This window comes from Hyphomicrobium sp. DY-1 (genome assembly GCF_047497105.1).
Lineage (GTDB): Bacteria > Pseudomonadota > Alphaproteobacteria > Rhizobiales > Hyphomicrobiaceae > Hyphomicrobium_B.
In genome coordinates, this window is the sequence record NZ_CP134870.1 from 4,637,949 (window position 1) to 4,660,202 (window position 22,254).

The 22,254-nt window shown below is 57.4% G+C and carries 29 protein-coding genes; 14 read left to right on the forward strand and 15 right to left on the reverse strand.

Annotated elements, in window-relative coordinates; genetic code table 11:
* The first annotated feature begins 20 nt into the window (after window positions 1-20).
* Entirely contained in the window at window positions 21-206 is a 186-nt protein-coding gene (locus tag RLW41_RS22645) for a hypothetical protein (RefSeq protein WP_414462987.1), read from the forward strand.
* A gap of 88 nt (window positions 207-294) precedes the next feature.
* Here the strand turns inward: RLW41_RS22645 and RLW41_RS22650 are convergent, their stop codons facing one another.
* The 3 genes from RLW41_RS22650 to RLW41_RS22660 all read right to left on the reverse strand — a co-directional run bounded on the left by RLW41_RS22650 (window position 295) and on the right by RLW41_RS22660 (window position 2,926).
* Entirely contained in the window at window positions 295-648 is a 354-nt protein-coding gene (locus RLW41_RS22650) for a hypothetical protein (RefSeq protein ID WP_013948093.1), read from the reverse strand.
* Window positions 649-893: 245 nt separating this feature from the next.
* The gene (locus RLW41_RS22655; RefSeq protein WP_409560276.1) at window positions 894-1,553 is read right to left on the reverse strand and encodes a response regulator; all 660 of its coding nucleotides are present in this window, start codon (window positions 1,551-1,553) and stop codon (window positions 894-896) included.
* Window positions 1,550-2,926, reverse strand: coding sequence for a histidine kinase (locus tag RLW41_RS22660; protein ID WP_414462988.1), 1,377 nt, complete (start codon window positions 2,924-2,926; stop codon window positions 1,550-1,552). Before RLW41_RS22660 ends, RLW41_RS22655 begins: the two co-directional genes overlap by 4 nt.
* Window positions 2,927-3,130: 204 nt before the next feature.
* Here RLW41_RS22660 and RLW41_RS22665 point away from each other — a divergent pair, with 204 nt between their 5' ends.
* The gene (locus RLW41_RS22665; protein WP_013948096.1) at window positions 3,131-3,586 is read left to right on the forward strand and encodes a hypothetical protein; all 456 of its coding nucleotides are present in this window, start codon (window positions 3,131-3,133) and stop codon (window positions 3,584-3,586) included.
* A 232-nt stretch (window positions 3,587-3,818) separates the two neighbouring features.
* On the forward strand, window positions 3,819-4,688 hold the full coding sequence (gene yghU / locus RLW41_RS22670; RefSeq protein WP_414462989.1) for a glutathione-dependent disulfide-bond oxidoreductase: 870 nt from the start codon (window positions 3,819-3,821) through the stop codon (window positions 4,686-4,688).
* Window positions 4,689-4,722: 34 nt separating this feature from the next.
* Here the strand turns inward: yghU and RLW41_RS22675 are convergent, their stop codons facing one another.
* Window positions 4,723-5,022 carry a hypothetical protein gene (locus RLW41_RS22675; protein WP_409560279.1) on the reverse strand — a complete coding sequence of 100 codons (300 nt, stop codon included), beginning with the start codon at window positions 5,020-5,022 and terminating at the stop codon, window positions 4,723-4,725.
* 355 nt (window positions 5,023-5,377) lie between these two features.
* Here RLW41_RS22675 and RLW41_RS22680 point away from each other — a divergent pair, with 355 nt between their 5' ends.
* The 4 genes from RLW41_RS22680 to RLW41_RS22695 all read left to right on the forward strand — a co-directional run bounded on the left by RLW41_RS22680 (window position 5,378) and on the right by RLW41_RS22695 (window position 6,796).
* Window positions 5,378-5,569: a hypothetical protein gene (locus RLW41_RS22680; RefSeq protein ID WP_414462990.1), complete on the forward strand. Its 192-nt coding sequence runs from the start codon at window positions 5,378-5,380 to the stop codon at window positions 5,567-5,569.
* Between the two features lie 74 nt (window positions 5,570-5,643).
* Window positions 5,644-5,934: a hypothetical protein gene (locus RLW41_RS22685; RefSeq protein ID WP_414462991.1), complete on the forward strand. Its 291-nt coding sequence runs from the start codon at window positions 5,644-5,646 to the stop codon at window positions 5,932-5,934.
* Between the two features lie 15 nt (window positions 5,935-5,949).
* A complete protein-coding gene (locus tag RLW41_RS22690) occupies window positions 5,950-6,435 on the forward strand; it encodes a hypothetical protein (protein ID WP_409560282.1) in 486 nt (161 codons plus the stop codon).
* A 28-nt stretch (window positions 6,436-6,463) separates the two neighbouring features.
* On the forward strand, window positions 6,464-6,796 hold the full coding sequence (locus tag RLW41_RS22695; RefSeq protein WP_409560283.1) for a hypothetical protein: 333 nt from the start codon (window positions 6,464-6,466) through the stop codon (window positions 6,794-6,796).
* 13 nt (window positions 6,797-6,809) lie between these two features.
* Here the strand turns inward: RLW41_RS22695 and RLW41_RS22700 are convergent, their stop codons facing one another.
* From RLW41_RS22700 to RLW41_RS22720, 5 genes are all read right to left on the reverse strand, one after another.
* The gene (locus tag RLW41_RS22700) at window positions 6,810-7,442 is read right to left on the reverse strand and encodes an alpha-ketoglutarate-dependent dioxygenase AlkB (protein WP_414462992.1); all 633 of its coding nucleotides are present in this window, start codon (window positions 7,440-7,442) and stop codon (window positions 6,810-6,812) included.
* A gap of 447 nt (window positions 7,443-7,889) precedes the next feature.
* Entirely contained in the window at window positions 7,890-8,174 is a 285-nt protein-coding gene (locus RLW41_RS22705) for a hypothetical protein (protein ID WP_414462993.1), read from the reverse strand.
* A 72-nt stretch (window positions 8,175-8,246) separates the two neighbouring features.
* Window positions 8,247-8,465, reverse strand: a complete 219-nt coding sequence (locus tag RLW41_RS22710; RefSeq protein WP_409560286.1) for a hypothetical protein — start codon at window positions 8,463-8,465, stop codon at window positions 8,247-8,249.
* Between the two features lie 152 nt (window positions 8,466-8,617).
* Window positions 8,618-9,862, reverse strand: a complete 1,245-nt coding sequence (locus RLW41_RS22715) for a NupC/NupG family nucleoside CNT transporter (RefSeq protein WP_409560287.1) — start codon at window positions 9,860-9,862, stop codon at window positions 8,618-8,620.
* Between the two features lie 163 nt (window positions 9,863-10,025).
* The gene (locus RLW41_RS22720; protein WP_414462994.1) at window positions 10,026-10,799 is read right to left on the reverse strand and encodes a methyltransferase domain-containing protein; all 774 of its coding nucleotides are present in this window, start codon (window positions 10,797-10,799) and stop codon (window positions 10,026-10,028) included.
* A gap of 86 nt (window positions 10,800-10,885) precedes the next feature.
* Here RLW41_RS22720 and RLW41_RS22725 point away from each other — a divergent pair, with 86 nt between their 5' ends.
* The gene (locus tag RLW41_RS22725; protein ID WP_409560289.1) at window positions 10,886-11,695 is read left to right on the forward strand and encodes an AraC family transcriptional regulator; all 810 of its coding nucleotides are present in this window, start codon (window positions 10,886-10,888) and stop codon (window positions 11,693-11,695) included.
* Window positions 11,696-11,923: 228 nt separating this feature from the next.
* Complete coding sequence (locus RLW41_RS22730) at window positions 11,924-12,229, forward strand: hypothetical protein (protein ID WP_409560290.1); 306 nt, start codon at window positions 11,924-11,926, stop codon at window positions 12,227-12,229.
* A 1,027-nt stretch (window positions 12,230-13,256) separates the two neighbouring features.
* Here RLW41_RS22730 and RLW41_RS22735 read toward each other — a convergent pair.
* Window positions 13,257-13,442, reverse strand: a complete 186-nt coding sequence (locus tag RLW41_RS22735) for a hypothetical protein (RefSeq protein ID WP_414462995.1) — start codon at window positions 13,440-13,442, stop codon at window positions 13,257-13,259.
* A 133-nt stretch (window positions 13,443-13,575) separates the two neighbouring features.
* On the opposite strand from RLW41_RS22735, the gene RLW41_RS22740 reads away from it, so the two are divergent.
* From RLW41_RS22740 to RLW41_RS22750, 3 genes are all read left to right on the forward strand, one after another.
* The gene (locus RLW41_RS22740; protein WP_414462996.1) at window positions 13,576-13,848 is read left to right on the forward strand and encodes a hypothetical protein; all 273 of its coding nucleotides are present in this window, start codon (window positions 13,576-13,578) and stop codon (window positions 13,846-13,848) included.
* A gap of 610 nt (window positions 13,849-14,458) precedes the next feature.
* Window positions 14,459-14,833 (forward strand): PRC-barrel domain-containing protein, encoded by a 375-nt coding sequence (locus tag RLW41_RS22745; protein WP_409560293.1) that lies wholly within the window; start codon window positions 14,459-14,461, stop codon window positions 14,831-14,833.
* 77 nt (window positions 14,834-14,910) lie between these two features.
* Complete coding sequence (locus tag RLW41_RS22750; RefSeq protein WP_409560294.1) at window positions 14,911-15,270, forward strand: PRC-barrel domain-containing protein; 360 nt, start codon at window positions 14,911-14,913, stop codon at window positions 15,268-15,270.
* Window positions 15,271-15,792: 522 nt separating this feature from the next.
* On the opposite strand, the gene RLW41_RS22755 is transcribed toward RLW41_RS22750, so the two are convergent.
* The 5 genes from RLW41_RS22755 to RLW41_RS22775 all read right to left on the reverse strand — a co-directional run bounded on the left by RLW41_RS22755 (window position 15,793) and on the right by RLW41_RS22775 (window position 20,448).
* The gene (locus RLW41_RS22755; RefSeq protein WP_414462997.1) at window positions 15,793-17,004 is read right to left on the reverse strand and encodes a sensor histidine kinase; all 1,212 of its coding nucleotides are present in this window, start codon (window positions 17,002-17,004) and stop codon (window positions 15,793-15,795) included.
* A gap of 134 nt (window positions 17,005-17,138) precedes the next feature.
* A complete protein-coding gene (locus RLW41_RS22760) occupies window positions 17,139-17,369 on the reverse strand; it encodes a hypothetical protein (RefSeq protein WP_414462998.1) in 231 nt (76 codons plus the stop codon).
* Between the two features lie 24 nt (window positions 17,370-17,393).
* Window positions 17,394-17,672 carry a transglycosylase gene (locus tag RLW41_RS22765; protein WP_409560298.1) on the reverse strand — a complete coding sequence of 93 codons (279 nt, stop codon included), beginning with the start codon at window positions 17,670-17,672 and terminating at the stop codon, window positions 17,394-17,396.
* Between the two features lie 92 nt (window positions 17,673-17,764).
* The gene (locus tag RLW41_RS22770) at window positions 17,765-19,345 is read right to left on the reverse strand and encodes a DHA2 family efflux MFS transporter permease subunit (RefSeq protein WP_414462999.1); all 1,581 of its coding nucleotides are present in this window, start codon (window positions 19,343-19,345) and stop codon (window positions 17,765-17,767) included.
* On the reverse strand, window positions 19,342-20,448 hold the full coding sequence (locus tag RLW41_RS22775; protein WP_414463000.1) for an HlyD family secretion protein: 1,107 nt from the start codon (window positions 20,446-20,448) through the stop codon (window positions 19,342-19,344). The genes RLW41_RS22770 and RLW41_RS22775 overlap by 4 nt, the downstream gene beginning before the upstream one ends.
* 219 nt (window positions 20,449-20,667) lie before the next feature.
* Between RLW41_RS22775 and paoA the strand changes: the two genes are divergently transcribed.
* Window positions 20,668-21,303 (forward strand): aldehyde dehydrogenase iron-sulfur subunit PaoA, encoded by a 636-nt coding sequence (gene paoA, locus RLW41_RS22780; protein WP_409560301.1) that lies wholly within the window; start codon window positions 20,668-20,670, stop codon window positions 21,301-21,303.
* Window positions 21,300-22,250, forward strand: a complete 951-nt coding sequence (locus RLW41_RS22785) for an FAD binding domain-containing protein (RefSeq protein WP_409560302.1) — start codon at window positions 21,300-21,302, stop codon at window positions 22,248-22,250. The genes paoA and RLW41_RS22785 overlap by 4 nt, the downstream gene beginning before the upstream one ends.
* The last annotated feature ends 4 nt before the right edge of the window (window positions 22,251-22,254 follow it).

The following is a 22,254-nucleotide window of genomic DNA, read 5'->3' on the forward strand; positions in this document are numbered from 1 at the left end:
TCGAGAGCGAGGAAGAGACAATGGACAAGCGGAAGCAGCAAGTCGTTGAGCCGGAAGAATTCGATCCGGACGAGCCCTCGCCGGTGCCCGTGCAAATGCCCGGCGAGCCTTTGGGAGCACCATCCTATCCGGGCGACGATGACGATTCTGACGATGAACGGGAAGACGAGAACGAGGCAGTCCCCGACGAGGACGAGGAAGACTAGTCAACCTTCGCGCGCCCACGTGTCGGATTGTGCGATAGCTGAAAGACAACGCCGAGCGCACTCCGCGCCCGGCGTTTTTTTTGCGATGTCAATTGATGGAGTGGTAGGTCTGCAGACCACTCTCGTCGATCAGGCCTTTGACGGCGATGATCGCGCCTGACATCTGCTGACGCGTCGGATAGCGCGCAGGTGGCTCCGACGTAAAGACGGACGGAATATTGCGCACAGAGAGCATGCGGCAGAAGCCGATCGTCTGCGGATCCTGCGAATACGGCAGAACTACAGCGTCTATATTTTTTGCATCGAGAAGACGCTCTGCGAATGCGAGGCTTTCGACGACGTGTGCTTTCGCACCCGCAGCAATAAACGACTGCCGCAGTCCAAACGCTGCTTCGCCATTTGGGTCGACGATCAAAATAGAAAGGTCTTGAAGTGACGTCATAGTGGGTACCTTGCGGCGCGATACGGTCGCGCTTTCCGCTTGGAGCCAAGCCTTTACAGCCGAGCAGTCCCAGGATGACAGCAACGCAGCGGGGCAACGCAGCTGACAATATTTTGAATAAGCCCCGGTGCCGAGCATGTAGGCAGTTGCACGGAGTTCATGCAAGCGGAAGTTCGCTCGTCACGCGGACATTCGTCATTGCATCGCACCACTCCGCGAAGTGAAAAAATTCCCGAAAATTGCGTCTAAATCGATGCCGAAGCCAACACCGATGCGATCAATCCGTGCTTCATGCAAAGGTAGACGAGTTCGATATCGGACTGGACGCCGAGCTTCGATTTGATCGTGTAGTGATGATTTGCAATCGTCTTCGGACTGAGGTTGAAGGCGTTCGCGATCTCATCCGTCGCCTTGGCGTCGAGGATCATGCGTAGGATCTCGAACTCGCGGGGCGTCAAGGCGTCGATCGGCGAGACGTCATCCATCACGCGGCTCTCGGCAATGATGCGATTGATCTCATCGCACAGCGCCGGCTTACCTGCGTAGACGCTGCGGATCGCATTGATCAGCACATCCGGCGCGCTGCTCTTGGTGATGTAGCCCCGCGCACCGGCCCGGAATGTCTGCTGCGCGTAAGTTGCATCGGCATGCATCGTGAACATCAAAACGCGGGCATGCGGATCGAGCTGGCGGATCTGGCGTACGAGATCGATGCCACCACGACCCGGCATAGAGATATCGGCGATGACCACGTCCGGTTTCGCCGCCTTGAAGGCTGCATATCCGGACGAAGCATCGCTGGCTTCGGCAACAACTTCCATGCCGTCATGCTTTTCGATCAGGCGCCGATAGCCTTCGCGGACCACGGCGTGGTCATCGACCAGCAGCACACGGATATTTCTCATGCGGCGCTCCCATGCACGTGCGACGGGAACTGCACATGGAGCCCAAAGCCTCCCTGCTCGAGCGGCCCGGCATCCAGCGATCCGCTCAACGCGAGCACGCGTTCGCGCATGCCGATCAATCCCGATCCGGCAAACGTTTTTTGTTTGGCGTCGGGCATCGGCCCGATACCGTCGTCTGTCACCGCCAGTTCTATTTTCTCGCCAGCCACATTGCGAAACTGGTTGAGCGTTACCTTGACGTTTTGCGCATTGGCGTGTTTGGCAGCGTTGTTCAAGGCTTCTTGGATAATCCGATATACGTGCGCTCTGGTCTCGGAATTGAGCTCTTCAACGTCGCCACTCGTCTCAATGGTATAGCGCGTCCGGCCTTTCGCCTCCGTGTTATAAGCGGCCACAAGGCCTTGTAGGCTCGGAAGCAATCCGAGATCGTCGATTTCCTGCGGACGAAGATACGTCAAGGTTTTGCGCAGAGAGGTCATCAGGCTCGATGCCATGTCCTCCAACGCCCTCGCCTCGCCTTCGAGCTTCGTCGCGTCGTGTTGCACCGCAATTCTGAGACAGGCGGCAAGGGCATTTAGCGCGCTGAGCTTCTGCGCGATTTCATCATGAAGCTCGCGCGCTATGTGGCGACGCTGCTGTTCCTGAGCGTCGACCAGGCGGCGCGCAAGCTCGGCACGCTCCGACGACGCGCGCTTGAGATCGGCGACGAGCGCATTGAAGACTTCGCTGATGCGATTGATTTCGACGACACGGAAGGATGGCAACTGGCTGGAGAGATCGCCCTTCGCCAAGCGATTGATGCGGTCTAGGATTACCGTCGTCGGGCGCAGTGCGCGATCGATCACGTAGTACGTGACGATACAAAGCAGCGAGACGAGCAAAGCCGAGAAGCCGAATACCGGCGCAATGGTGTGCCACGTCTCGCCGGCAATCGCGGCAGGATTGAAGGTTGCGACCACGCTGCCCGCAACTTTTTTGCGATATGAAACCGGACGAGATACCCGCATCTCGCCGCCGGCGAAAGATCTGAACGCGTCGATGAACCATTGCGGCGACGGGTTCGAAACCGTGTCGACGCCCGAACAGCTCGTTCTCCATTCCGACCCGTCCTGCTTCAATAGCTGCACGCACTGTCCCGGCTGAAGTGCGTAGCTGGTGACCAAGTCCCAATCGGGAAATCTCTTCGGAATGTCGAGCATCGTGTCGATCCGAAGGAGCTGTAGATTGAGCTGGCGGCTGACGGATTGCGCCAGCTCTTCATTCTGGTGCTTTGCGATGCTTGCCACGCGATAGATAGCGATGAGCGATCCGGCGAAAAGACAGGCTATGGCGACCAGCGTGATCCGGCGAACGAGCAGCCACTTCAGCGTCATTGCACACTCCAGCGATAGCAGTCTCAAGCTGCGCACAATCTATCGGGGCGCCGACAGCGCGTGAAGCGCCGACTTGCTTCGTCGGGAAATTTGCCCGGCGGCCGCTGGGCTTTTCGCCGTAGTCGGCGCTGGCTTGCTAGCCGATGTTCCGTTCAGGACGCTGCATTGCGCCCAGATATCATCGCGAAACAACGGAGGAACGTCGTGTCCGGCAACACATTCGATGACAGCAATATTGCTTGGCGGCAGCTTGAGGGTTTCGATGACCTCTGGTTCTACGTCTACAATGTCGACCGCAAAAACGGCATCGTCGACGCCATTTTCAAGTTCGGTGCGCAGTCGAGAATAATGCTTCACCAGCACAAAGTGCCCTACATTACGCTGGTGCTGCAGGGAGAGCTGAGGTTCTACAAACCGAACGGCGACATGAAAGAAATCCGCCCCGTTGGCAGTTATGTCGTCGGCGTCGCCAATGGCGATCCGCATCTCGAAGGCGGCGGCGAGGACGACGTGATCGTGTTTTTCAGTTTCCGAAACGCCGAGGACGTCCTGTTCGTCTTTCTCGACGACCAACTGCAGCCGGTTCTGCCATTCGGCGTGGGCGATTTCGAAGAACAGCTCAAGGCCCAGGGACCGGCGAAATGGCAGAAAGCAGCATAACGCTGCCGGTGTCCGGATTAAGCGAACAAATTCGTACCCTCCGGATGTCCGGCCTACATGCCGGCGCCGGGGCGGGCAGCGTTGCAAAACGACGCGCTTGTCGTCTCGGCGTGCGGCTGGCGCGAATGGATGATAAGGGTCATGTTGGGTGCGCTCCGTCACATGAAGCGGCATCCCGTCCACTTGTTACGAGCGAAGCGGCGCCACGTCCTTCAATGCAAGAATTCCAGCCATGACAAACTCATCCGATTATACCCCGCCGAAAATCTGGACTTGGGACGCGCCAAGCGGTGGGCAATTCGCCAACATCAACCGTCCCATCGCCGGAGCGACGCACGACAGGGAGCTTCCGATCGGACGGCATCCGCTGCAGCTTTATTCGCTCGCGACGCCGAATGGCCAGAAGGTCACGATCATGCTCGAAGAGTTGCTCGCGCTCGGCCATAAAGGCGCTGAGTACGATGCCTGGCTGATCCGCATCGATAAGGGCGACCAGTTCGGCAGCGGCTTCGTCGAGGTCAATCCAAACTCAAAAATTCCAGCTCTCATGGACCGCAGTGGGCCTAAGCCGCGGCGTGTCTTCGAGTCGGGCGCCATTCTTCTTTATCTTGCGGAAAAGTTCGGCGCGCTGCTGCCTGCTGACCCAGATGCGCGCACAGAAGCGCTGAACTGGCTGTTCTGGCAGATGGGGAGCGCACCCTATCTCGGCGGCGGCCTCGGTCACTTTTATAGCTATGCGCCGATCAAGATCGAATATGCGATCAATCGTTTCGCGATGGAGACCAAGCGACAGCTCGACGTCCTGGAGCGCCATCTCGCCGCGCATGCCTTCATGGCAGGGCACGACTACTCAATAGCCGATATCGCGATCTGGCCATGGTACGGCAATTTTGTCCGCGGTGATCTCTACGGTGCGGCCGAGTTCCTGCAGGTTCAGGACTACACCAACGTCAACCGCTGGGCGAACACCATCGCGGAACGTCCTGCCGTCAAACGCGGCCGCATGGTCAATCGCATTTCCGGGGCGCTCAATCAGCAATTGCGCGAGCGCCACGACGCCAGCGATTTCGAGACGAAAACGCAAGATAAAGTGGAGGCGTAAACGGGCGTACTCCGCGCCCGGAAGGTCTTACGCTTTAGCAGCCGCGGCTTGCCATGCACTGGCCATAGCCCGGCTCGCTCACTCCAAACTGACCGAAGCAGCTGTGACGGACGTCGCGACAGTGGATCTCATAGTCGCTGCGCGGCGGAATGCCGGAATTGTTGCCGTTGTCGATCGCCGACCAGGGTACATCGACGAAGACGCCGGAGTTCTGGCTCCAGGGGTTCTGCCCGCCGCCACCTGGGCCACCCGGGCGACGGCCGTCCATCTCGCCGGCCGCTGCCGCTCCGGCAAACATCGTGCAGGCAACCGCTACGATCCCGAGCCATTTCATGGCAATCTCCGCCTTTCCGCATTCATCGCTGCGAATGTGCCTGACGAAGCTTGCCGGAGGGTGTCTTGGCACGGCTATTTTGTGGGGCGGTTAGCGGCCTGCGAAGGTGCGCTTCAGAAAGAGACAGCCTGGCTGGGAGGTCGAAAGGCACCGCATCAGAACTACGCAGCTTCGGTTACGAGAATTTATGAGAACGGAATCTCGTTTTCCGATCATTGACTTGATAGCGCGGGGCGGACGCTGCGGGTGCCGCCGGGGAACCTCCGTCCGTAGACGGCATTACCCCTCAATGAGCGAAAAAAATTCGAGTTTTCGTAGGTCCTTCGGCCCGTTGCCGCGCAACTTTGCGGAGCCGGTGCATTGGGTCGAAATTTTTGCCGAACGATCGGCGGAAGATCTGAAACGCATCTTGCAGGACGACATGGATTGGACGACCTCCATTCCGATCCTGGAGCGATTGAACCGCCTTTATGAGATCGAGGAAGCGCGACGCCGTCCCTGCGATCCGCAAAATGATCGGCATGCGTCCTATCGCCTAGCGTCCTGAAGGTATTGCCCCGGAACAAACGATCGCCGGGAGGCGTTGGCGTTGCAAATCGTTTTGGTTTCGGGAGGAACGGCATGGCCAGTTCAGAGACTTCGGAAAACGTCAGATCAGCTTCACACGATTTAACCGATAAGGCGGTGGACGCCGGTATGCGCGCCATGGATTCGCTCGAACGGACGGCGGCCAATCTGCAGGATACGGGCGAGCGGCTGGCGTCGAAGGGCGCAGAGCTTGGCGACGGTATGCAGAAAGTCGCGAAAAATTTTTCGAACGCAGTCGATAAATCCGTCGCGGAGCAACCGTTGACGACGCTCGGCATGGCCGTCGCCGCAGGTTTCATTCTTGGCGCCATTTGGAAAGCCTAAGCTCGGAGGGCGCCCATGTTTGCAAGCCTGTTCGAGAGAGCTGAGGCCAGCGTTGACAATGCGATTGCCGATCTTGGCAATCGGATTTTGATTACCATTCCGTTTATCGTCGCGCTTGGCTTTGGCGCGGCGAGCTTGTCGATTTACGTCAATCGGACCTACGGTGCGGAAATCGGCAATCTCATCGTTGCGGCAGCTTTCGTTGTTCTGGGCGGCATCATTGCGATTGTCGTCAAACTCCGCAGCTCGTCCCCGCTTATGGACGAGGAGCCGGAGGCGGCAGCAAGCGAAGAGCCGGTCGACGCCACCAAATCGTTTTTCGATAACGAGCAGCTGATAGGCATCGTATCGACGGCCGCACCTATCCTGCTTCCCGCGTTACTCAGGACCGCAACAAAGAATTGGCCGCTGGTTCTGGCGGTCGCGGCCGGACTTTATGTCTTTAGTTTTTCCGACGACGGCGACAAGTCCCAGGCTCAACAGCAGCCGCACACCTCGTGATCTTTTAGCCAGAGAGAGTGATTTCAAGATGACGTATGCACACGACACGCCGGATGAAAATGCGAACGACGAAACTGCAAACACGGAAGACGGCGGTCTGAACAAACCGGCTGTCGCGCTTATCGCGGCCGGGGCGATCGGATTCGCTGTCGGGGCGGTAATCTGGCAATACCGGCGCACGCATCCCCAGAAGTTTGCGTCTTTCGATCGGGCCGTGGATATGGCACGCTCGGGCGCTGTCGATACCGTCCAGAAATTACGCGCTCGTCTGCGTGAGGAAGGGTATTCGCCGGCGCAGATCGAGGGGCGTGCGAAGAGATATATTTCGGAACTCATCGATGCCGCGCAGCGGCGCTTCTAAACAATCACATGGATTACTCAGGCCGGGAGCTTTTTACCCGGCCTTTTTCCGATAGCGTCCGAAAGGTGATCGACCATCGCGCCTCAGGCAGCGCATCGATGCTGTGTTTCCACTCATGCCGGGCCTCCCCGGACAGCAAATAGATCGAACGCGGCGCAAGCGGAACGGTTGTCCGCCTGAAACCTTTTTCGAGCCGCTGCCGAAAACGCATCGGCGCAGGCGATCCAAGCGAAATCCCGATGACCTCCCCGAAGACCGGACGATCGCGGTGCCAACCGATCCCCGCGCCGGCGTCGTAACGGATCAGAAGCGCCTGTTCCAGGCGGCTGGCGGACAGCCCGGCGAACTGCGCGGCGCGTTCGCGTACCGGCGTGAGAAATGCTGGCAGTGGCCGCGTGGGGCCGAACCTCCCCGTTTCGAAATCGTAGGTCCAGCCGAACGTCGCCGTGAGGCGCTTGCCGGTCCACTGCTGAAAGCGAAATGGCGCGAGGTCTTCGGCATCGATGTGGCGAATGAGGCCGCTCTCATCATCCTCGGACAGAAAGTCGTCGCGATAGCGAAGTCCCGGCAAGGTGAGCGGACCAAACAAATCAGGCTGAGGAACGCGGTCGGAGGGCATTACCCGCAGTTGGGTACTCGCGCGCAAATATGCAATCCGCCGCTCACCAACCGCTCATTTAAGAAACATCCGGCCCGGGCAGAAAGGGCACACCCCGGCGCGGGGGGAGCCGGGGTGTTCTGGGGTCGGCCACGATGTAGGAAATTGGCGCGGGGGAACGCCAGAACCGTGGCACGAGCAAGGACGCTTCTCGCTGCCTCGAGGTTCCGAGAGTCAGATAAATTTTTTGGATCGACTTCCGAATGCACCGCGCGAGCGGAGCGTGGCAATTCTTAAAAGGACACCCCGGACGAGCGAGGGCTGCTGCCGGGGTGTAGATCTCACCAAAATTTGCCAATGATGGGAGACGTATGCAACGTCCGCTTGTGAGCGATTCGAGGCAAGCCGGAGGCGGAATTTATCAACAGCATACAGAAGGTGCGCATCAAGACGATGGCTGGACAACATCGCCCCCAGCTCCGACTTTGCATGGCGTCAGGGGCGCCAACTCAGCTGCCGGTTGGATTCGATGATGTCTGTCAGCCGATCAACGACGTCCCGATGATAACTGGCGCAGGCGGTAATGTCGTCGATCGCCGCCTTTTTCGCGGTCTCGTTCTGGTCGCTCATTCTGACGATCATCGCTTCGATCGCGAGAAGATCGACGAGTTCGCTGTGATAACGAACCGCGCTTTCGACAGTATAGGCATCAATCGCACGCTCATAGGTTATGCGAATGGCCCGCTGCGTCAGCTCGTACCCCATGGGATGTGATGCCATGAATGACCCCCATCATCGCAGCAGATACGCGCGAGCGGGGAATTTGTTTCGCAACGCGGAACAATTTTTTGATTATGCAGCGGACGCACAACCAACCGTTGCCGCATCACCAAATATGGCTGCGATGAGCCTATCGGCTTCACGTTCGCCGTGGTCTGCGGCAAAGAACAGGCGCTGCACCATGGTGGGAATGGAGAGTTCGATTTCGCGCTCTGCTGCTTCGCGCACGGCGCGATCCAAGACGGCATAAAAACGCGACAACTCTTCGGCCGAATATCCGTGTGTCCTCATCGGGAACATCCCTCGAAGCAGGCAGCCCCCTGCCCACGCCGATAGAGAACGTAGTGACCGAAACGGCGGTTCCCAGTACCCGTGGTGCTATATTTTTCGAATTCACACCACGAACTGCATGTTTTCTTAAGGAAATAGGCGTCGGCTGCGCGTCAGTTGATCATTCCGACGACGGCTGCGCTCATCATCGTCGCGAGCGTGCCGGAAAGTACGGAGCGCGGTCCGAGCGAAATGATGTCATTTTTCCTCTCGGGCGCCATCGTCGTCATGCCACCGACAAGAATTCCGAGGCTGCCAAAATTGGCGAAGCCGCAAAGCGCATAGGTCATCATCAGGCGCGTGCGCGGGCTCAAAGCGTCGGCCGGCAACTTCGAGAGGTTGAGATAAGCGACGAATTCGTTCAGCACGGTCTTCGTACCCATCAGTAGAGATGCCGTCGAAAGGTCCGCGACGGGGATGCCGATCAGCCAGAGCAGCGGCCAGAAGGCATAGGCAAACAACTGCTGCAACGTAAGTGGCGTGCCGGAATACGGCAGTAGGCCAAGCGCAAGGTTTACAAGGCTGACGAGAGCGACAAGCACGATAAGCATGGCGATGATCGTCGCGACGATGCTGATACCATCGATCGTTCCGCGGACGATCGCTTCCATCGTGCTGTGCGGCGGATCCGACAGCGAAAGCTCGCTCGCTTCCTTTGGGTCCGGAACGAAGGGGACCATCAATGCCGCGATGGCGAGAGCCGCCGGCGTGCTGATGATTGAGGCAATCAGAATCTGACCGAGCGAGTCCGGGATGACGGAGCCCAGCAATGCCGCGTAGATGACCATCATGGTCCCGGCAATGCCGGCCATGCCGCAGCTCATCAGCGCGAAAAGCTCACCGCGCGACATCGTCTTGAGGTAGGGCCGCACGAGCAGCGGGGCTTCCACCATGCCGACGAAAATATGCACCGCTCCGCCAAGCGCGAGTGCGCCGCCAATCCCGAGGGTTCGGCGCAAAGCGAATGCGAGCGCGCCGACGATACGCTGCAGAATGCCCCAATACAGCAGCACCGACGCGATGGCGCTAATCACGAGAACAAGTGGAAAAGCGCGAAATGCCAGCACAAAGCTCGCTTCCGGATGCGCTTCAACGAAAGGCGTGGCGCCGCCGCCGAGATAGCCGAAAACCAATGCCGTTCCCGTGTCGGTCGCTTGCTGAAGCGCCGTGACGCCATCATTCAGCAGCAGGAATGCTTTCGTTGCCGGCGGGAATTTGGTGAAAAGGAATGCCAAAGCGATCTGCAAGGCAACCCCGGCGATGACAACACGCAGCGGCACGCGCCAACGGTTCTCGCTGAAAATCCATGCGATCAGCAACAGGCCCGCGAGCCCGCAAACGCCGTGCAGCACGTTCATTTCGGCACTTCCCCCTCATGCCCATCCTGCTAGGCAATTTAGCGGGGCGCGGGAGCGGCGTCCCGCGTTGCTTTGGCGCTGCGATCGTGTTGGCTGCCGGCTGACGGACTATGGAGAATTGCGTTAGATCGAGCGGACGACGCGCCGACGAAGAGCCTGCGGCTCATCCGCCCACGCTCCGCGGCTCCCATGCAATGATCGAAATGGGGAAGTGGAACCGGATGCCGGTCGTGCTGTGCCAGGCTGCAACGCCAATATGATCCTTGCCGGACGCGATGTCCGCATCGAACATCGTGGTAAGCGCAGGCATATCGGATGCTTCTGCCAGTGTGTCGAGCTGGGCTTCGAGACGATAAGCATCGACGATGACTTCGCCAAGCCCAGCCTCCCTGCCGATTTCACGGAGTTGCTCCAGGGTCAACGCACTTGCGTGAGAGGGATCACGCAGCCGCTCCATTTCGTCGTAGGCAAACTGCGTTTCTGGTGAAGGCGTCGCGTCGATGACAATGATGCGTCCGTTGGAACGGCATACGCGCTTCATTTCCGCGAGCGCGGCAGCAGGTTCGGGCATGTGATGAAAGCTGTAACGCGTCGTCACTCGATCAAAGCTGCCTGTCTCGAAGGGCAGTGCAGCCGCATCACCGATATGCCATTCGAGATTTTGCAGCCCGGCCTTCATCTGCCGCGCCCGCGCCTGCTCGATCATGGCGGCCGTTATGTCGATGCCCGTCACGGTGCGCACATGGGGTGCCAAGGCGCAGGCAAGAATGCCCGGGCCGCAAGCGACGTCGAGAACATCCAATTTCGGCTTCAACTCACAAGCCTCAAGCGTACGCGTCATCGCTCCGCTCTCGGCGTGAATAGGAAGTTCAGAAAACGGTTTCGCCCAGCGGGTGAACTGGTCGACGATGCGCTGGTTATGGGTATCGGTGCTCATATCATCCTCTCTGTTCGAACAGAATGATAGCCACGGGCGATCGGACCGGCTAACGATCGCCGGCCAAATAAGAGCGAAAATCGGCCATGCAGACTCTCAATGCCCTTGAAACCCGAAACGCCCTTCACGCTTACGGCCTCGACAGGCCGTCCGGCGTCGGCTTTGCTTTCGTCGATGCGGCGCGCGACGTTCTCTACGATTGGCACGCACACGACTACCATCAATTAATCTACGCGACGGGCGGTCCCGCGCAGATTGAGACGAGACGCGGGCGTCATATCCTTCCGCAAGGCCGCGCGGCATGGATTCCCGCGGAAACCCTGCATCGCTCCCTGGTTACGGGTGGCGTTGCCTCCCTGTATTTTTCGCCGGATGCCATCGAAGACGAGACGCGGCATGTGCGAATTTTGATCGGGAGCCGCTTGATGCAGGGAATGATCTTGCATGCAGTTCGTTGGCCGCTCGGCGCCAGCAAGAGCGATCCGCTGGCTGACAGCTTCTTACGCACGTTAGCGCTGCTGTGCGGTGAATGGCTGGAAAGCGAACTTCCGTTGTTCTTGCCCGGCGCTCAACATCCATCTATCCGCCGCGCCATGGACTATGCCTTGGCTGATCTCAGCGCTGTTTCGCTATCGAAGGCCATAGCAATCGCAGCGCAGTCGGAACGCACTTTTCGTCGATCGTTCGCGCGAGAAACCGGCATGACTTGGCAAGCTTGGCTTGCGCAGGCGCGAATTCAGATGGCCATGGGATTTTTGATTCGCGGAAGACGGGTGAGCGATGTGGCGATCGAAGTCGGTTATTCGTCGCTGAGCGCTTTTGCAAAGGCGTTTGGGCAAATCGCTGGCGAAGGGCCTGCTCAGTTCCGCCAACGTCACCTTGAGAAGGCCGATTAAGTTCCCGGACGCAGAAGAAGGAACCTCTGCAACGGCTCATATGAGACTTTATTCCGGATGATTACGGATTGTTCGCGCTGAGCACTCCAAGCCGCGGGATGGGTGGCAAATGCGGCACGCTTTCCAATTTTCTTTCCGTATAACCCGGCATGCGGCAGCCCGGTTCTGTCGCCGAGAGCAAAGCTCATCTAGTTTCGTGAACGGGATAAACTAATTTTGGAGGGGCAAATGCGTTCTTTGAAACTCGGCCTGGCCGCCGCGGTGGCCTTCTGCGCACTTTCGGCAACAGCCCAGGCTGGTAATTGCGTCAAGGTCGGAGCGGTCGGCGAAGCTATGACTCACGATATCGCCTACCTCTTCTCGACGCACGGCCTTGCAAATGTCATCTATGGGCAGGGCCGCGTGGGCAAGGGCCCGGTCCACACGAAATGCGATGATGGCTCTGGCATGACGACATGTCATTCCTCGCAGATCGCATGCAAAGTGACGACGCCCAAAGCCTGCTTAGGCGCTTGGCTGTGCTCCCCGCTGTGACGCCGCTGCTTAAATAGCGCGGGCATTGGAAGACGGAGCCGATCTGTTTTAGGGATGCTTCGCCGACTGGGTCGAAAGATGGTTGCAGGCCAGCGATGACTTTCGTCGCGTTTGGCCTCGCTGTTTTCGACCCAGGGCGACGCCGATTCCAGATGACTGCGTCGCGCTCAACTTTCTTGCCGCGTCGACCGAGGTAAAAGGACGTCAGCCTCGGGTCCGTTTATGGCGCTCGATGAAAATTATGTTCGCATCGCCTATAACATGGCCGTGATGCGCGAGCCGGAAACCCATCATCAACGCGATAGTCCTGACGTGCCGCATGGCAAGCTGTTCGTTATCTAGCTCCCTACCGCCGGGCCAGCACTAATCGGGCTCCATCGGGACCGCGCGCATGGTCGATCAAGAATACGCGCTGGATCGTGCGAGACCTGCCGGCACGGTCGGATTGAGGTACAGACTGTAGGGACGCACCAATAGCGGAGCTGAAATTCAGCTATGAGAAAAACGCGTTAGTTCGTCAGTGCGGCGAGCACCGCCTCCGCCAGAATCCTCTATCCGATGCAGTCCGGTCCGATCCAAAAAGGCTCAAAAAAGCCAGCAAATACGGACCGTTTCAGCTCCTACGACGTGTGCGGGGGACGGACAGGTTTCGATACATCGTGCAGCATTAGTGATTCCGGTGGTTCTTCAGCATGATGTACGCGACGCCCGCATTGCCCAGATTGAAGTCTGTTTTTCGGCGGAACTGAAAGATTCCCGCCAACTTGCACTCGTTACCTCGTTGGTCAACAGTCCTCTAGCTCTCGCGATTTTCGCTGCGGAATCGGCATTGCCTAGTCTTTTCGTGAAGTCAGCGACGGCTATTGCTCACCTGCTCAAGGCTCAAGCTAAAGACCCTTCCCCTCGAATATGCCGAGGTGCACCGTCCACGCCATGATGCCAATGGCAATCGCACCGCCCACTAATGCTATAGAGAGGACGAGCGGCCACGGCCCTTTGCGCCGATCGCGATTTTGGTTTTCGCTTGTCATTGTTCCTTGCGCACGCCCTTATACTTCGTCGCGGCCGGCGCTTTCTTCTGACTCATGAATTCGCCGGTTTCTTTGCTCCGCTTCGTCCACGTGTCTTCGCCTTGGATTTTGGTTGCGATCTGCGAGCGCTTCCGCACAGCACCCTTCCGGGCGCTATCCCCCGTCGGCTTGTTGACAGCCATTTTGATCTCCTTTGCCTGAGCAACGTCTCGGGACCGAGCAACGTTCCACCAGCATGGATTATTCGCACGCCATCAATCATCGCGGATCAGCAGGCAACTAATCTGCGTTCGCAGTGTTTGCGGGATTATGAGAGTGACCGCGCTACATGCGTTGATTTTTGTATTCGTCGGCGGCTTTGCGCTTGTCGCATTGAGCTATAACACGTGGGCAGACAATGACCCGGAGAATGCGACCGGCCAAAGTTCGGCGGCGCAAGGAAGCGGTCAACCTCATCCCGCCGATCCGGCAGAGGGAAACAAGCCATTGTTGCCCGGCGACCAGCCCGCCAAGCAGGGCACGGACCCGAGCAGTCAGATCCACAACGTCGATCCAAGAGATTTGGAAGGCAAAAAGCACAAAAACTAGTCCTCCGCCCATAGCCCGCGGCAGTAGTCACTTCGGTTGTGACCACCGGCAGGCGAGTCATTCGCATGTCAATCTGGTGACCGGGCTTGAACCGCAGCTCGGCCTTTTGGAGCTCGTAATTCCGCGTTATGGGCCTACCCATTCGAGATCGCTCGACCTGCACAGCGGACATGCCACGTTCTTGAGAGAGAGTTGGCGTCGATCGACATCGTGCGCGTTGCTGTAGGGCGCCGCCTTCCCTTCAACGGAACGACGGCCGCGCCGGATGCAGCGGATGCGACGGGACAGCAAAAACAGCCACGATGGTGCTTTTAGCGTCTATTGGTTCACTGCAGCCTCTTCTCTTGCTGCCTTCCCGTTCCCCGCGTTGATTGTTGGAACCGGCGTCTCCCCGCGAAAAACGTCCCCCGACCGTTGCCAGGCACAGGTGGTCGCCAACGATACCGATGCTGGAAGAGTGTTTGACAGAGCGTTTCGGCACGATGAAAGCGGGGCGCGCGAGACGCGAAGCGACCTCCGTTCACCGAGGTGCCTGCGAGATAGACCTCAGGTTAACTGGAACAATCCAACGGCGGGAATCTTTTGCAAGCACAAAGCAAGGAGATGCCCGATGAAAAAACTATCGCTCAACGTTCTCGCAGCCGCTGGCTTACTGATGGCTAGTGCGGCAACGCTCCCAGCATTCGCAGCCGACAACATGCAGACGGCAGATGAATTCCGTACCAGCAAGCTCGTTGGCGCTAAGGTCTACAACAATGCCAACGAGAACATCGGCAGCATCGAGGACATTGTTCTGAAACCTGACGGCACGATGGACGAAGTCGTGTTGAGCGTTGGAGGCTTTCTTGGTATCGGCGACAAGTATGTGGGCGTGCCGTTCAGTTCACTGAAAGTCGGTCGAGACGGCGACAGCGAGAAAATCACGACTGACGCCACGAAGGATTCGTTGAAAGCGTTGCCGGATTACAAGTTCTACAAATCGTGAACCTAGGCCGCACTAATGCCTGCAACAACGTTGAAGAGCCGGATCGCTTCCGGCCTTCACCTTCAGGAAGGAGGGTCATGCAAACGCCCGATGAAACGCTGACATTGATCTCCGCCGGCAAGGTGCAGGGAACTCCTGTGCTCGACGCCGACGGGAAAACAATGGGCGAGATCTACGACGTGATGCTGGAGAAGCGTACCGGCAAAATCGCCTACGCCGTGATGTCCTTCGGTGGTGTGCTTGGTCTCGGAAAGAAATACCATCCCGTGCCATGGCTAGCCTTGAAATACGTTCCTGACGCCGGCGGCTATGTCGTCGGCATTCCCAGGGAGGATTTGGAGAATGGACCCTCTTTCCTCGATGAAGCCGGACCTTGGGACAAGGAAACAAGGGACAAAATCGAGGGCTATTATGGTGGGTGGCTGAAACCGGCGTGAGCGCCATGCCCATGGTTGCCGAGAAGATTAAAGGGGCCGCTGCGAGCTCTCGGAAAACTATCTGGGCGAGCGGCATTAACAATCAGGAAACCATAGAAGAATTGTTTGGGATTGACATTGAACGTGCCGGATCGTGGCGAGTTGTCCTTTCAAAGGCCGCATTCAAATGCCGCAAAAAGGTCTCACAACATGGCCCAAGCCAGACCGTACACGAAGCTTTCGGATGTCTTCCCAAACAGGCATGCCCTTGATCCGAGAACAACGCCCGACCGCGCGCTTGCATGCTTCGAACAAGCACTGACGGCTATCGACACAATGAACAATGACCAGCGGGAGGAGGTTATGAAGACCCTCACGACTTGGCTCATGACGGACAAATTCGGCTCGCATGCCCGAGGCGCCATTTATGGGTTCCAACAGTATGCGATTGCCGGCTGCCTTTTTGAGAATCCGACTTGGGAGCCGCCTGCCGGCGGTCGATTTCTCGGGATATAGCGGCTGTTCTGAGACGTGGCTGTGCCGCTAGGATTGAAAGTTCAACGGAAGCGATACAGTAATTTCTGTACCTGGCGACAATCGATTGATGATCACTTGTGCTCCCAGCTGGTGCGCAAATGCGTTGATCATTCGCATCCCGAGGCTCTTGCCGTTTTGAAAATCGAAGTCGGATGGCAGGCCGGTGCCTTCATCTCGTACAGTCAGCATCACCGTCTCGGCGCCAGTGCGCGCCAAGCGCACCCAGACTTTGCCACCGGTCCTTTCGTGGTATGCGTACTTGGCTGCGTTCGTGATGAGTTCGGTCACGATAAGGGCGGTTGATATCGCACGATCTGTCGTCATGATGATCCCGCGTTCTGACTCGACTTGGACGTCAAGCTGCGACACGCCGGCGTCGACATCCTTGCAAATCTGCTCGACGTAGACGCCAAGATCCAAACTTTCGATATCATCGCTCTGATAGAGACGCTCATGGGCACGCGCCACGGCGTTGACGCGCGCGGAGGCTTCGGCGAGGCGCTCGGCAATTTTCGGATCGTCGTCTTCTCGCGCTTGCAGCCGCAGCATGCTGCTGACAAGAGCCAAGCTATTTTTAACGCGATGATTGATCTCTTTGATTAGAATTTCTTGGCGATCAATTGCAGCTTTCAGCGATCTTTCGTAACGCTCCCGCTCAATCGCCATGCCGAGGACGTTGGCGGCACCCTGAAGAAACGCGAGGTCGTGCTCGACAAAATCATCATCCGACTGGCTGTCGACCTCAAGAACGCCAAAAGGTTTGCCATCGCCCTGCAAAATGACATTCATGGCACGTTTTACGCCGTGCGCCGCCAAAATTTCCGGGGTCCGAAAGCGTTCTTCGTTCTCTAGGTGATTTGAGATGACCGCCTTGCCTGTGCGTAATGCAAAACCGGCCGGCGATTCGGTATCAGCGCCGACCGTCGCCACGCCAACGATGCCAGGCTCCCACCCGACTCCTGCGCGAATCAGGAAACGGTTTTCGGAGGGCAGATATTCCAAGACCTTACAGAAGTCGGCGCGCAAGCCTTGCGCGGTCAGACGCGTCGCTTCCGTCAACAGCACATCGAGGGTCGCGCCTTGCATGGCGCTTACGCCGAGTTCCGCAAGCAGCTCCTGCTGGCGAATGCGCTGCAGAAGCGCTCGCAAAGTAATATCGGGCGGCCGCTCCTCAGGGCGAGGCTCAATGACTGGCGGTGCGTCGTCATTCTCCGACATCGTTAAATTCCAACCGTGAAGGTACGCGTCAGTTGGAACTTAGCCCAGGATTACATTTATCGAAAGCGAGACATAACGACAGCCGAGTTAGGCCGAAAGACCGACTTTCTTGGGTCCGACGCGTCTCGACGGCCTTAGTCTTCGATCCGGGGACGTCTGTTCACGCCTGCCGATCCGCTAACGTCGACATCCAAATCGATGAGTTGGTCCCATCGCTTTTCGAATTCCACCCGACATAATTCCTTTAGCCGCAAAAGCATTTCGTTCGCCGGATCGCCTTTGAGCTCATCGGTGTACTTAGCAAACCAAGCTTTGGCGTTGTCGGCTTCCTCCAACAAGGTTTTGATTTGTGCGGCTCTATCCATGCTCTGGGTCGGCTTGTTCAGCGCTCAGACACGGCGCCAGAGGATAATCGTCAGCAGGGCGCCCGCGATGGCGCAGAGATACAGCAGCAGGCTCGGCAACAGTTCGAGAATGACACCGATATGAAAGCCCATGAACGACCCTGCGATGCCCACGAGCGCATAGGTGACGTCGCCAATTCCTGTCGCTTCTGCGACCCGGCGCCCGAGCCAACTCCGGCTGCCGCGATTCATGAAAATTCCGACGACGATACCGATGAGGACGAGTAAAATAAATGTCGTGATGGCCGTCGTAAGGATGGGCATGCGGGATCTCCAATGCTGGCGATCCCCCAAACGCGCGAGCCGTAAAAAAGTTCAAGAGACAAGCTGCGACCCCCACGATAGCAGCGCAAAGACTAGTGTTGTGGGCCCTTTCCGAGAGGAATCGAGCGCAATAAAAAGGCAAATGGAAAGGCAATGAAGCAAACCACGGCCATTACCCAGAATGTGTCGATATACGACAGTAACGTTGCTTGCTTCAGGATGACCTGGCCAACAAGAGCTTCGGCGCGGTGCATAGCATCCGTCGCCGAAGATCCGCTGCTTTGCAGGAATATTGTCGCCTGGCGTAGCGACTCCTGAAAATGGATGTTCGACGGGACAGCATTTTCGACAAGCCTGCTTTGGTGGAACTGCTGGCGTTGCTGCAACGACGTCTGCACCATGGCCAAGCCTATACTGCCACCGAGATTGCGTGCGATGTTGATCAGGCCGGCGGCTTGGCTGGTGTCGCCGCCTTTGAGGCCGGCATAAGATGCCGTCGTAATTGGAATAAAGAGGAACGGTAGGCCGGCCGCCGTAAACATGCGAGTCCAGACCGCGTAGAAGAACGAAAGATCTGGGCTAAGGCCTGTTAGAGTCCACATTGAAAAACCGATGATGGCGAGCCCGAGCGCGATCAGATATTTCGGCTGCACTTTTCCCGTCAAATAGCCTGCAATGGGCATCATCATCATTGTAACGAAGCCGCCAGGAGATAAGGATAGGCCAGCTAACGTCGCATCGTAGCCAAATTCGTTTTGAACGAGCTGAGGCAGGAGCTGGATAGAGCTGAAAAGCACGCCGCCCGTTACAAGCATCATGATGAAGCACATTCCAAATTGGCGTGTGCCAAGCAAGCGCACTTTAACGAGCGGATATTTTCGGGACAGTTCCCACGGAACGAACACCGCGAATGCTGCTGCCGACAAGCATGCAAACACGATGATAAATGTCGACTCGAACCAGTCGCTGCGTTGCCCTTCGTCGAGAACGACCTCCAGCGCGCCGAGACACAGCGCTACCAGCAAGAAGCCCACTAAATCGAAATTCCAAAGGCTGCGTTTGGGGTCGTTTTTCGTTTTCTCTTTTTTATCCGCATCGACAAAAGTGCCGACGAGGAACAGAGACAGAAGGCCCATCGGGATATTGATAAAGAAGATCCAGTGCCACGTGGAATAATCCGTGATTGCTCCACCAATTGTCGGTCCTACCGTCGGGGCCACGACGACAGCGAGACCATAGACTGCAAATGCGCTGCCGCGCTTTTCCGCCGGGAACGCGTCCGCAAGAATTGACTGTTCGCTCGGCGCTAAGCCGCCTCCACCGAGACCCTGGAGAACGCGAAAGAAAATTAGCGATTGTAGACTCCAAGCTATGCCACAAAGAAAAGATGCGAAGGTGAATAGCGCGACGCAGAACATGTAGAACTTCTTGCGCCCAACCATCGATGACAGCCAAGCACTTGCTGGCAGGATCACCGCGTTCGCGATCAGGTAACTCGTCAGAACCCAGGTCGCTTCGTCGTAAGAGGCACCGACGCTTCCGGCAATATGGCGCAATGCGACGTTTGCAATGCTGACATCCAAAACTTCCATGAATGTCGCGATCGAAACAATGAATGCGATCAGCCAGGGATTGATCTTTCGCGGCCCTCCAGCTTTGGCGTCGTTGCTCATCGGACCTTCACTTCGGGGACAACGGACATTCCAGGTCCAAGAGTTACGTCGGAGGGAGGGTTGTCGATTTCTATTTTCACGGGAATGCGTTGCACAACTTTAACGTAGTTGCCCGTCGCATTCTCCGCCGGAAGCAGACTGAATGCGGTGCCCGATCCTGCTTGGATGCTATCGACGTGTCCTTTGAATTCGCGGTTCGGATAAGCGTCTATTTCGATAGAGACCGGTTGTCCTGGCCGCATATCCGTTATCTGTGTTTCCTTGAAATTCGCGGTTACCCAAATGTGCGACGGAACAAACATCATCAGGTTTTGTCCGACCTGAACGTACTGCCCTTTTGCGGCTGTCAGCTGGACGATCTTGCCGGACTGTGCGGATGTCACATGTGTGTACGAGAGATTGAGCTCGGCGAGCGCTTCGTCTGCCTTGGCGGCTTCCACGTTAGCCTCAGCGCTCACTTTCTGGGCGAGTAGCGCCGTCAACTGCTTCTTGGCAGCTTCGACGCTCGCCATGGCTCGCGCCGATGTTGCCTGTGCCTGTTGCAGTTGAGATCGGGTCTGCTGCGCTCGTTCGACTGTGCCAACCGCGGATTTGACGAGCGCCTGAGCGCGATCGTTTTCCTGCTTTGCAAAGACGAGCGCGGCATCTGCTTCCTTCTTCTGTTGTTCAGCGGCCGTGACTTGGGCTTTCTGCGCGTCTATTTGCGCGTCTTCGTTGCCGACGGTTGCCACGGCCTGCGAAACGCGCGCTTTGGCTTGAGCGAGCGACGCCTCATAATCGCGGGGATCGATTTGCACCAACAGATCGCCGGCAGATACACGTTGATTGTCCGTTACCTTTACGGCATCGATATATCCGGCAACCTTCGAGCTTACGGCAAATTGCCGAGCGTCGATAAAAGCATCGTCGGTCCATTCGTAGTGGCGCGCGTTAAGCCACCAAACAAGAACACCGACGGCAGCAGCAGCAAGTATTGTAACGATTGCTGCCGTAATCCAAAGATGCGCACGGATGAGTTCGCCGAAATGGACCGGCGCCTCGTCTTGCTCTTCGTGTTCTCTATCATCGGTCGCAGTGGGCTCTGTGGGTGAATGCTGGTCCATATGAGCGGTCTGGCGGCTTTGACTTCTGCTGAATGCCATACGACGTTCAATATATTATGGTTCCTCCTGACATTGCATCCCGAGTCCTTGTTCCAGCCGCTGAGCTAAATCGCGCTGACATAGAAGAAACTTCGCCCCCTCATTGAACGAATCCCGTTTCCACCGAGTTACTTGCGAATACGGAGCCATGAATGAGCCCGCCGGGAAAGGGTGAGATCCATGTCGAAGTCGACCGGTTTCGAAATGTCTCGTCGGAACGTGCTCGCGGGCAGCGCGGCGTCAGCGGCGGCAGTAAAGGTGTCAGGCGTCGCAACTCCGTCCGAAGCCAAAGCGGAGCAAATTTTGAATATTTCAGTTCGATTTGCAGTCAATGGAAAGAAACACGAACTCTCGATTGACCCGCGCACGACACTCCTCGATGCGCTGCGCGAACACCTCTATCTGACAGGCACAAAAAAAGGCTGCGACCATGGCCAATGCGGTGCCTGCACCGTTCTGGTAGACGGCGTGCGAATAAATTCATGCCTCAGTCTCGCCGTCATGCACGATGGCGACGAGATAACGACAATCGAGGGCTTGGGAACGCCGGATAAGCTCCATCCGATGCAAGCTGCCTTCATCAAGCATGACGGATATCAGTGCGGTTATTGTACGCCTGGCCAAATATGCTCGGCAGTTGCGGTTTTGGACGAGATCAAGCGGGGCATTCCGAGCCACGCTCAAGAAAACCCGATTGATCAGCCCCGCGCCACAAATATCGAAATGCGGGAGCGGATGAGCGGAAATATTTGCCGGTGCGGCGCCTATTCCAACATTGCTGTAGCTATGGCCGAGATCGCCGGAGATCGCGAATGAAGGCTTTCTCATACGAACGCGCAAAAGATCCTATATCTGCGGCGCAAGCGGTCGCCGGCCGGACTGGCGCGAAGTTTATCGCCGGCGGCACGAACCTCCTTGACTTGATGAAGCTCGAAATTGAGGCACCAACCCACCTCGTAGATGTTCAAGATCTAGGTTTCGACAAGATCGAGACTACCGGCGACGGAGGACTGCGGATCGGTGCGCTCGTGACAAACACTGACCTTGCTGCGGATGCGCGCGTTAGACGGGACTATCAAGTGCTTACCCGCGCAATCGTAGCGGGCGCGTCGGGGCAGCTACGAAACAAAGCTTCGACCGCCGGCAATTTACTCCAGCGCACGCGATGTCCATATTTCTATGATACGAATATGGCGTGCAACAAGCGCAGTCCCGGATCTGGCTGCGCCGCAATTGTCGGCTACTCTCGTCAACTCGGAATTATAGGCGTAAGCGGATCATGCATAGCTACTTTTCCAGGTGATATGCCGGTAGCTATGCGGCTGCTCGACGCCGTCGTGGAAACTATAGACTCCCGCGGTCAGCAGCGTTCCATTCCAATCGCAGACTTTCATCGCTTATGGGGAGATACCCCCCACGTTGAAACGACGCTGCGCCCTGACGAGTTGATAATTGCCGTCACGCTGCCGCCGCCGCTTGGCGGCAAGCACTTCTATGAAAAAGTCCGCGACCGCGCTTCTTATGCCTTCGCACTCGTCTCAGTGGCAGCCGTCATTCAATCGGATGGAAGCGGCCGTGTCGCGTTCGGCGGGGTTGCACCTAAACCGTGGCGCGTCGAAGCAGCCGAGTCCCTTCTTCCACACGGCGCAGAAGCAGTTACCTCGCGTGCATTTCAAGGTGCGACGCCAACGAAAGATAACTCATTCAAGCTGACGTTAGCGACGAGAGCGCTCGCATCCGTCATCGAGCAGTCGAAGGGCTAAACCA

Coding starts and splice junctions, on each gene's coding strand:
- paoA (WP_409560301.1), top strand. CDS start 20,668: ATGTCGAAGTCGACCGGTTTCGAAATGTCTCGTCGGAACGTGCTCGCG.
- RLW41_RS22690 (WP_409560282.1), top strand. CDS start 5,950: ATGTTTGCAAGCCTGTTCGAGAGAGCTGAGGCCAGCGTTGACAATGCG.
- RLW41_RS22655 (WP_409560276.1), bottom strand. CDS start 1,553: ATGAGAAATATCCGTGTGCTGCTGGTCGATGACCACGCCGTGGTCCGC.
- RLW41_RS22725 (WP_409560289.1), top strand. CDS start 10,886: ATGCAGACTCTCAATGCCCTTGAAACCCGAAACGCCCTTCACGCTTAC.
- RLW41_RS22775 (WP_414463000.1), bottom strand. CDS start 20,448: ATGGACCAGCATTCACCCACAGAGCCCACTGCGACCGATGATAGAGAA.
- RLW41_RS22720 (WP_414462994.1), bottom strand. CDS start 10,799: ATGAGCACCGATACCCATAACCAGCGCATCGTCGACCAGTTCACCCGC.
- RLW41_RS22650 (WP_013948093.1), bottom strand. CDS start 648: ATGACGTCACTTCAAGACCTTTCTATTTTGATCGTCGACCCAAATGGC.
- RLW41_RS22645 (WP_414462987.1), top strand. CDS start 21: ATGGACAAGCGGAAGCAGCAAGTCGTTGAGCCGGAAGAATTCGATCCG.
- RLW41_RS22745 (WP_409560293.1), top strand. CDS start 14,459: ATGAAAAAACTATCGCTCAACGTTCTCGCAGCCGCTGGCTTACTGATG.
- RLW41_RS22715 (WP_409560287.1), bottom strand. CDS start 9,862: ATGAACGTGCTGCACGGCGTTTGCGGGCTCGCGGGCCTGTTGCTGATC.
- RLW41_RS22785 (WP_409560302.1), top strand. CDS start 21,300: ATGAAGGCTTTCTCATACGAACGCGCAAAAGATCCTATATCTGCGGCG.
- yghU (WP_414462989.1), top strand. CDS start 3,819: ATGACAAACTCATCCGATTATACCCCGCCGAAAATCTGGACTTGGGAC.
- RLW41_RS22695 (WP_409560283.1), top strand. CDS start 6,464: ATGACGTATGCACACGACACGCCGGATGAAAATGCGAACGACGAAACT.
- RLW41_RS22660 (WP_414462988.1), bottom strand. CDS start 2,926: ATGACGCTGAAGTGGCTGCTCGTTCGCCGGATCACGCTGGTCGCCATA.
- RLW41_RS22730 (WP_409560290.1), top strand. CDS start 11,924: ATGCGTTCTTTGAAACTCGGCCTGGCCGCCGCGGTGGCCTTCTGCGCA.
- RLW41_RS22750 (WP_409560294.1), top strand. CDS start 14,911: ATGCAAACGCCCGATGAAACGCTGACATTGATCTCCGCCGGCAAGGTG.
- RLW41_RS22760 (WP_414462998.1), bottom strand. CDS start 17,369: ATGGATAGAGCCGCACAAATCAAAACCTTGTTGGAGGAAGCCGACAAC.
- RLW41_RS22735 (WP_414462995.1), bottom strand. CDS start 13,442: ATGGCTGTCAACAAGCCGACGGGGGATAGCGCCCGGAAGGGTGCTGTG.
- RLW41_RS22710 (WP_409560286.1), bottom strand. CDS start 8,465: ATGAGGACACACGGATATTCGGCCGAAGAGTTGTCGCGTTTTTATGCC.
- RLW41_RS22770 (WP_414462999.1), bottom strand. CDS start 19,345: ATGAGCAACGACGCCAAAGCTGGAGGGCCGCGAAAGATCAATCCCTGG.
- RLW41_RS22685 (WP_414462991.1), top strand. CDS start 5,644: ATGGCCAGTTCAGAGACTTCGGAAAACGTCAGATCAGCTTCACACGAT.
- RLW41_RS22675 (WP_409560279.1), bottom strand. CDS start 5,022: ATGAAATGGCTCGGGATCGTAGCGGTTGCCTGCACGATGTTTGCCGGA.
- RLW41_RS22755 (WP_414462997.1), bottom strand. CDS start 17,004: ATGTCGGAGAATGACGACGCACCGCCAGTCATTGAGCCTCGCCCTGAG.
- RLW41_RS22765 (WP_409560298.1), bottom strand. CDS start 17,672: ATGCCCATCCTTACGACGGCCATCACGACATTTATTTTACTCGTCCTC.
- RLW41_RS22705 (WP_414462993.1), bottom strand. CDS start 8,174: ATGGCATCACATCCCATGGGGTACGAGCTGACGCAGCGGGCCATTCGC.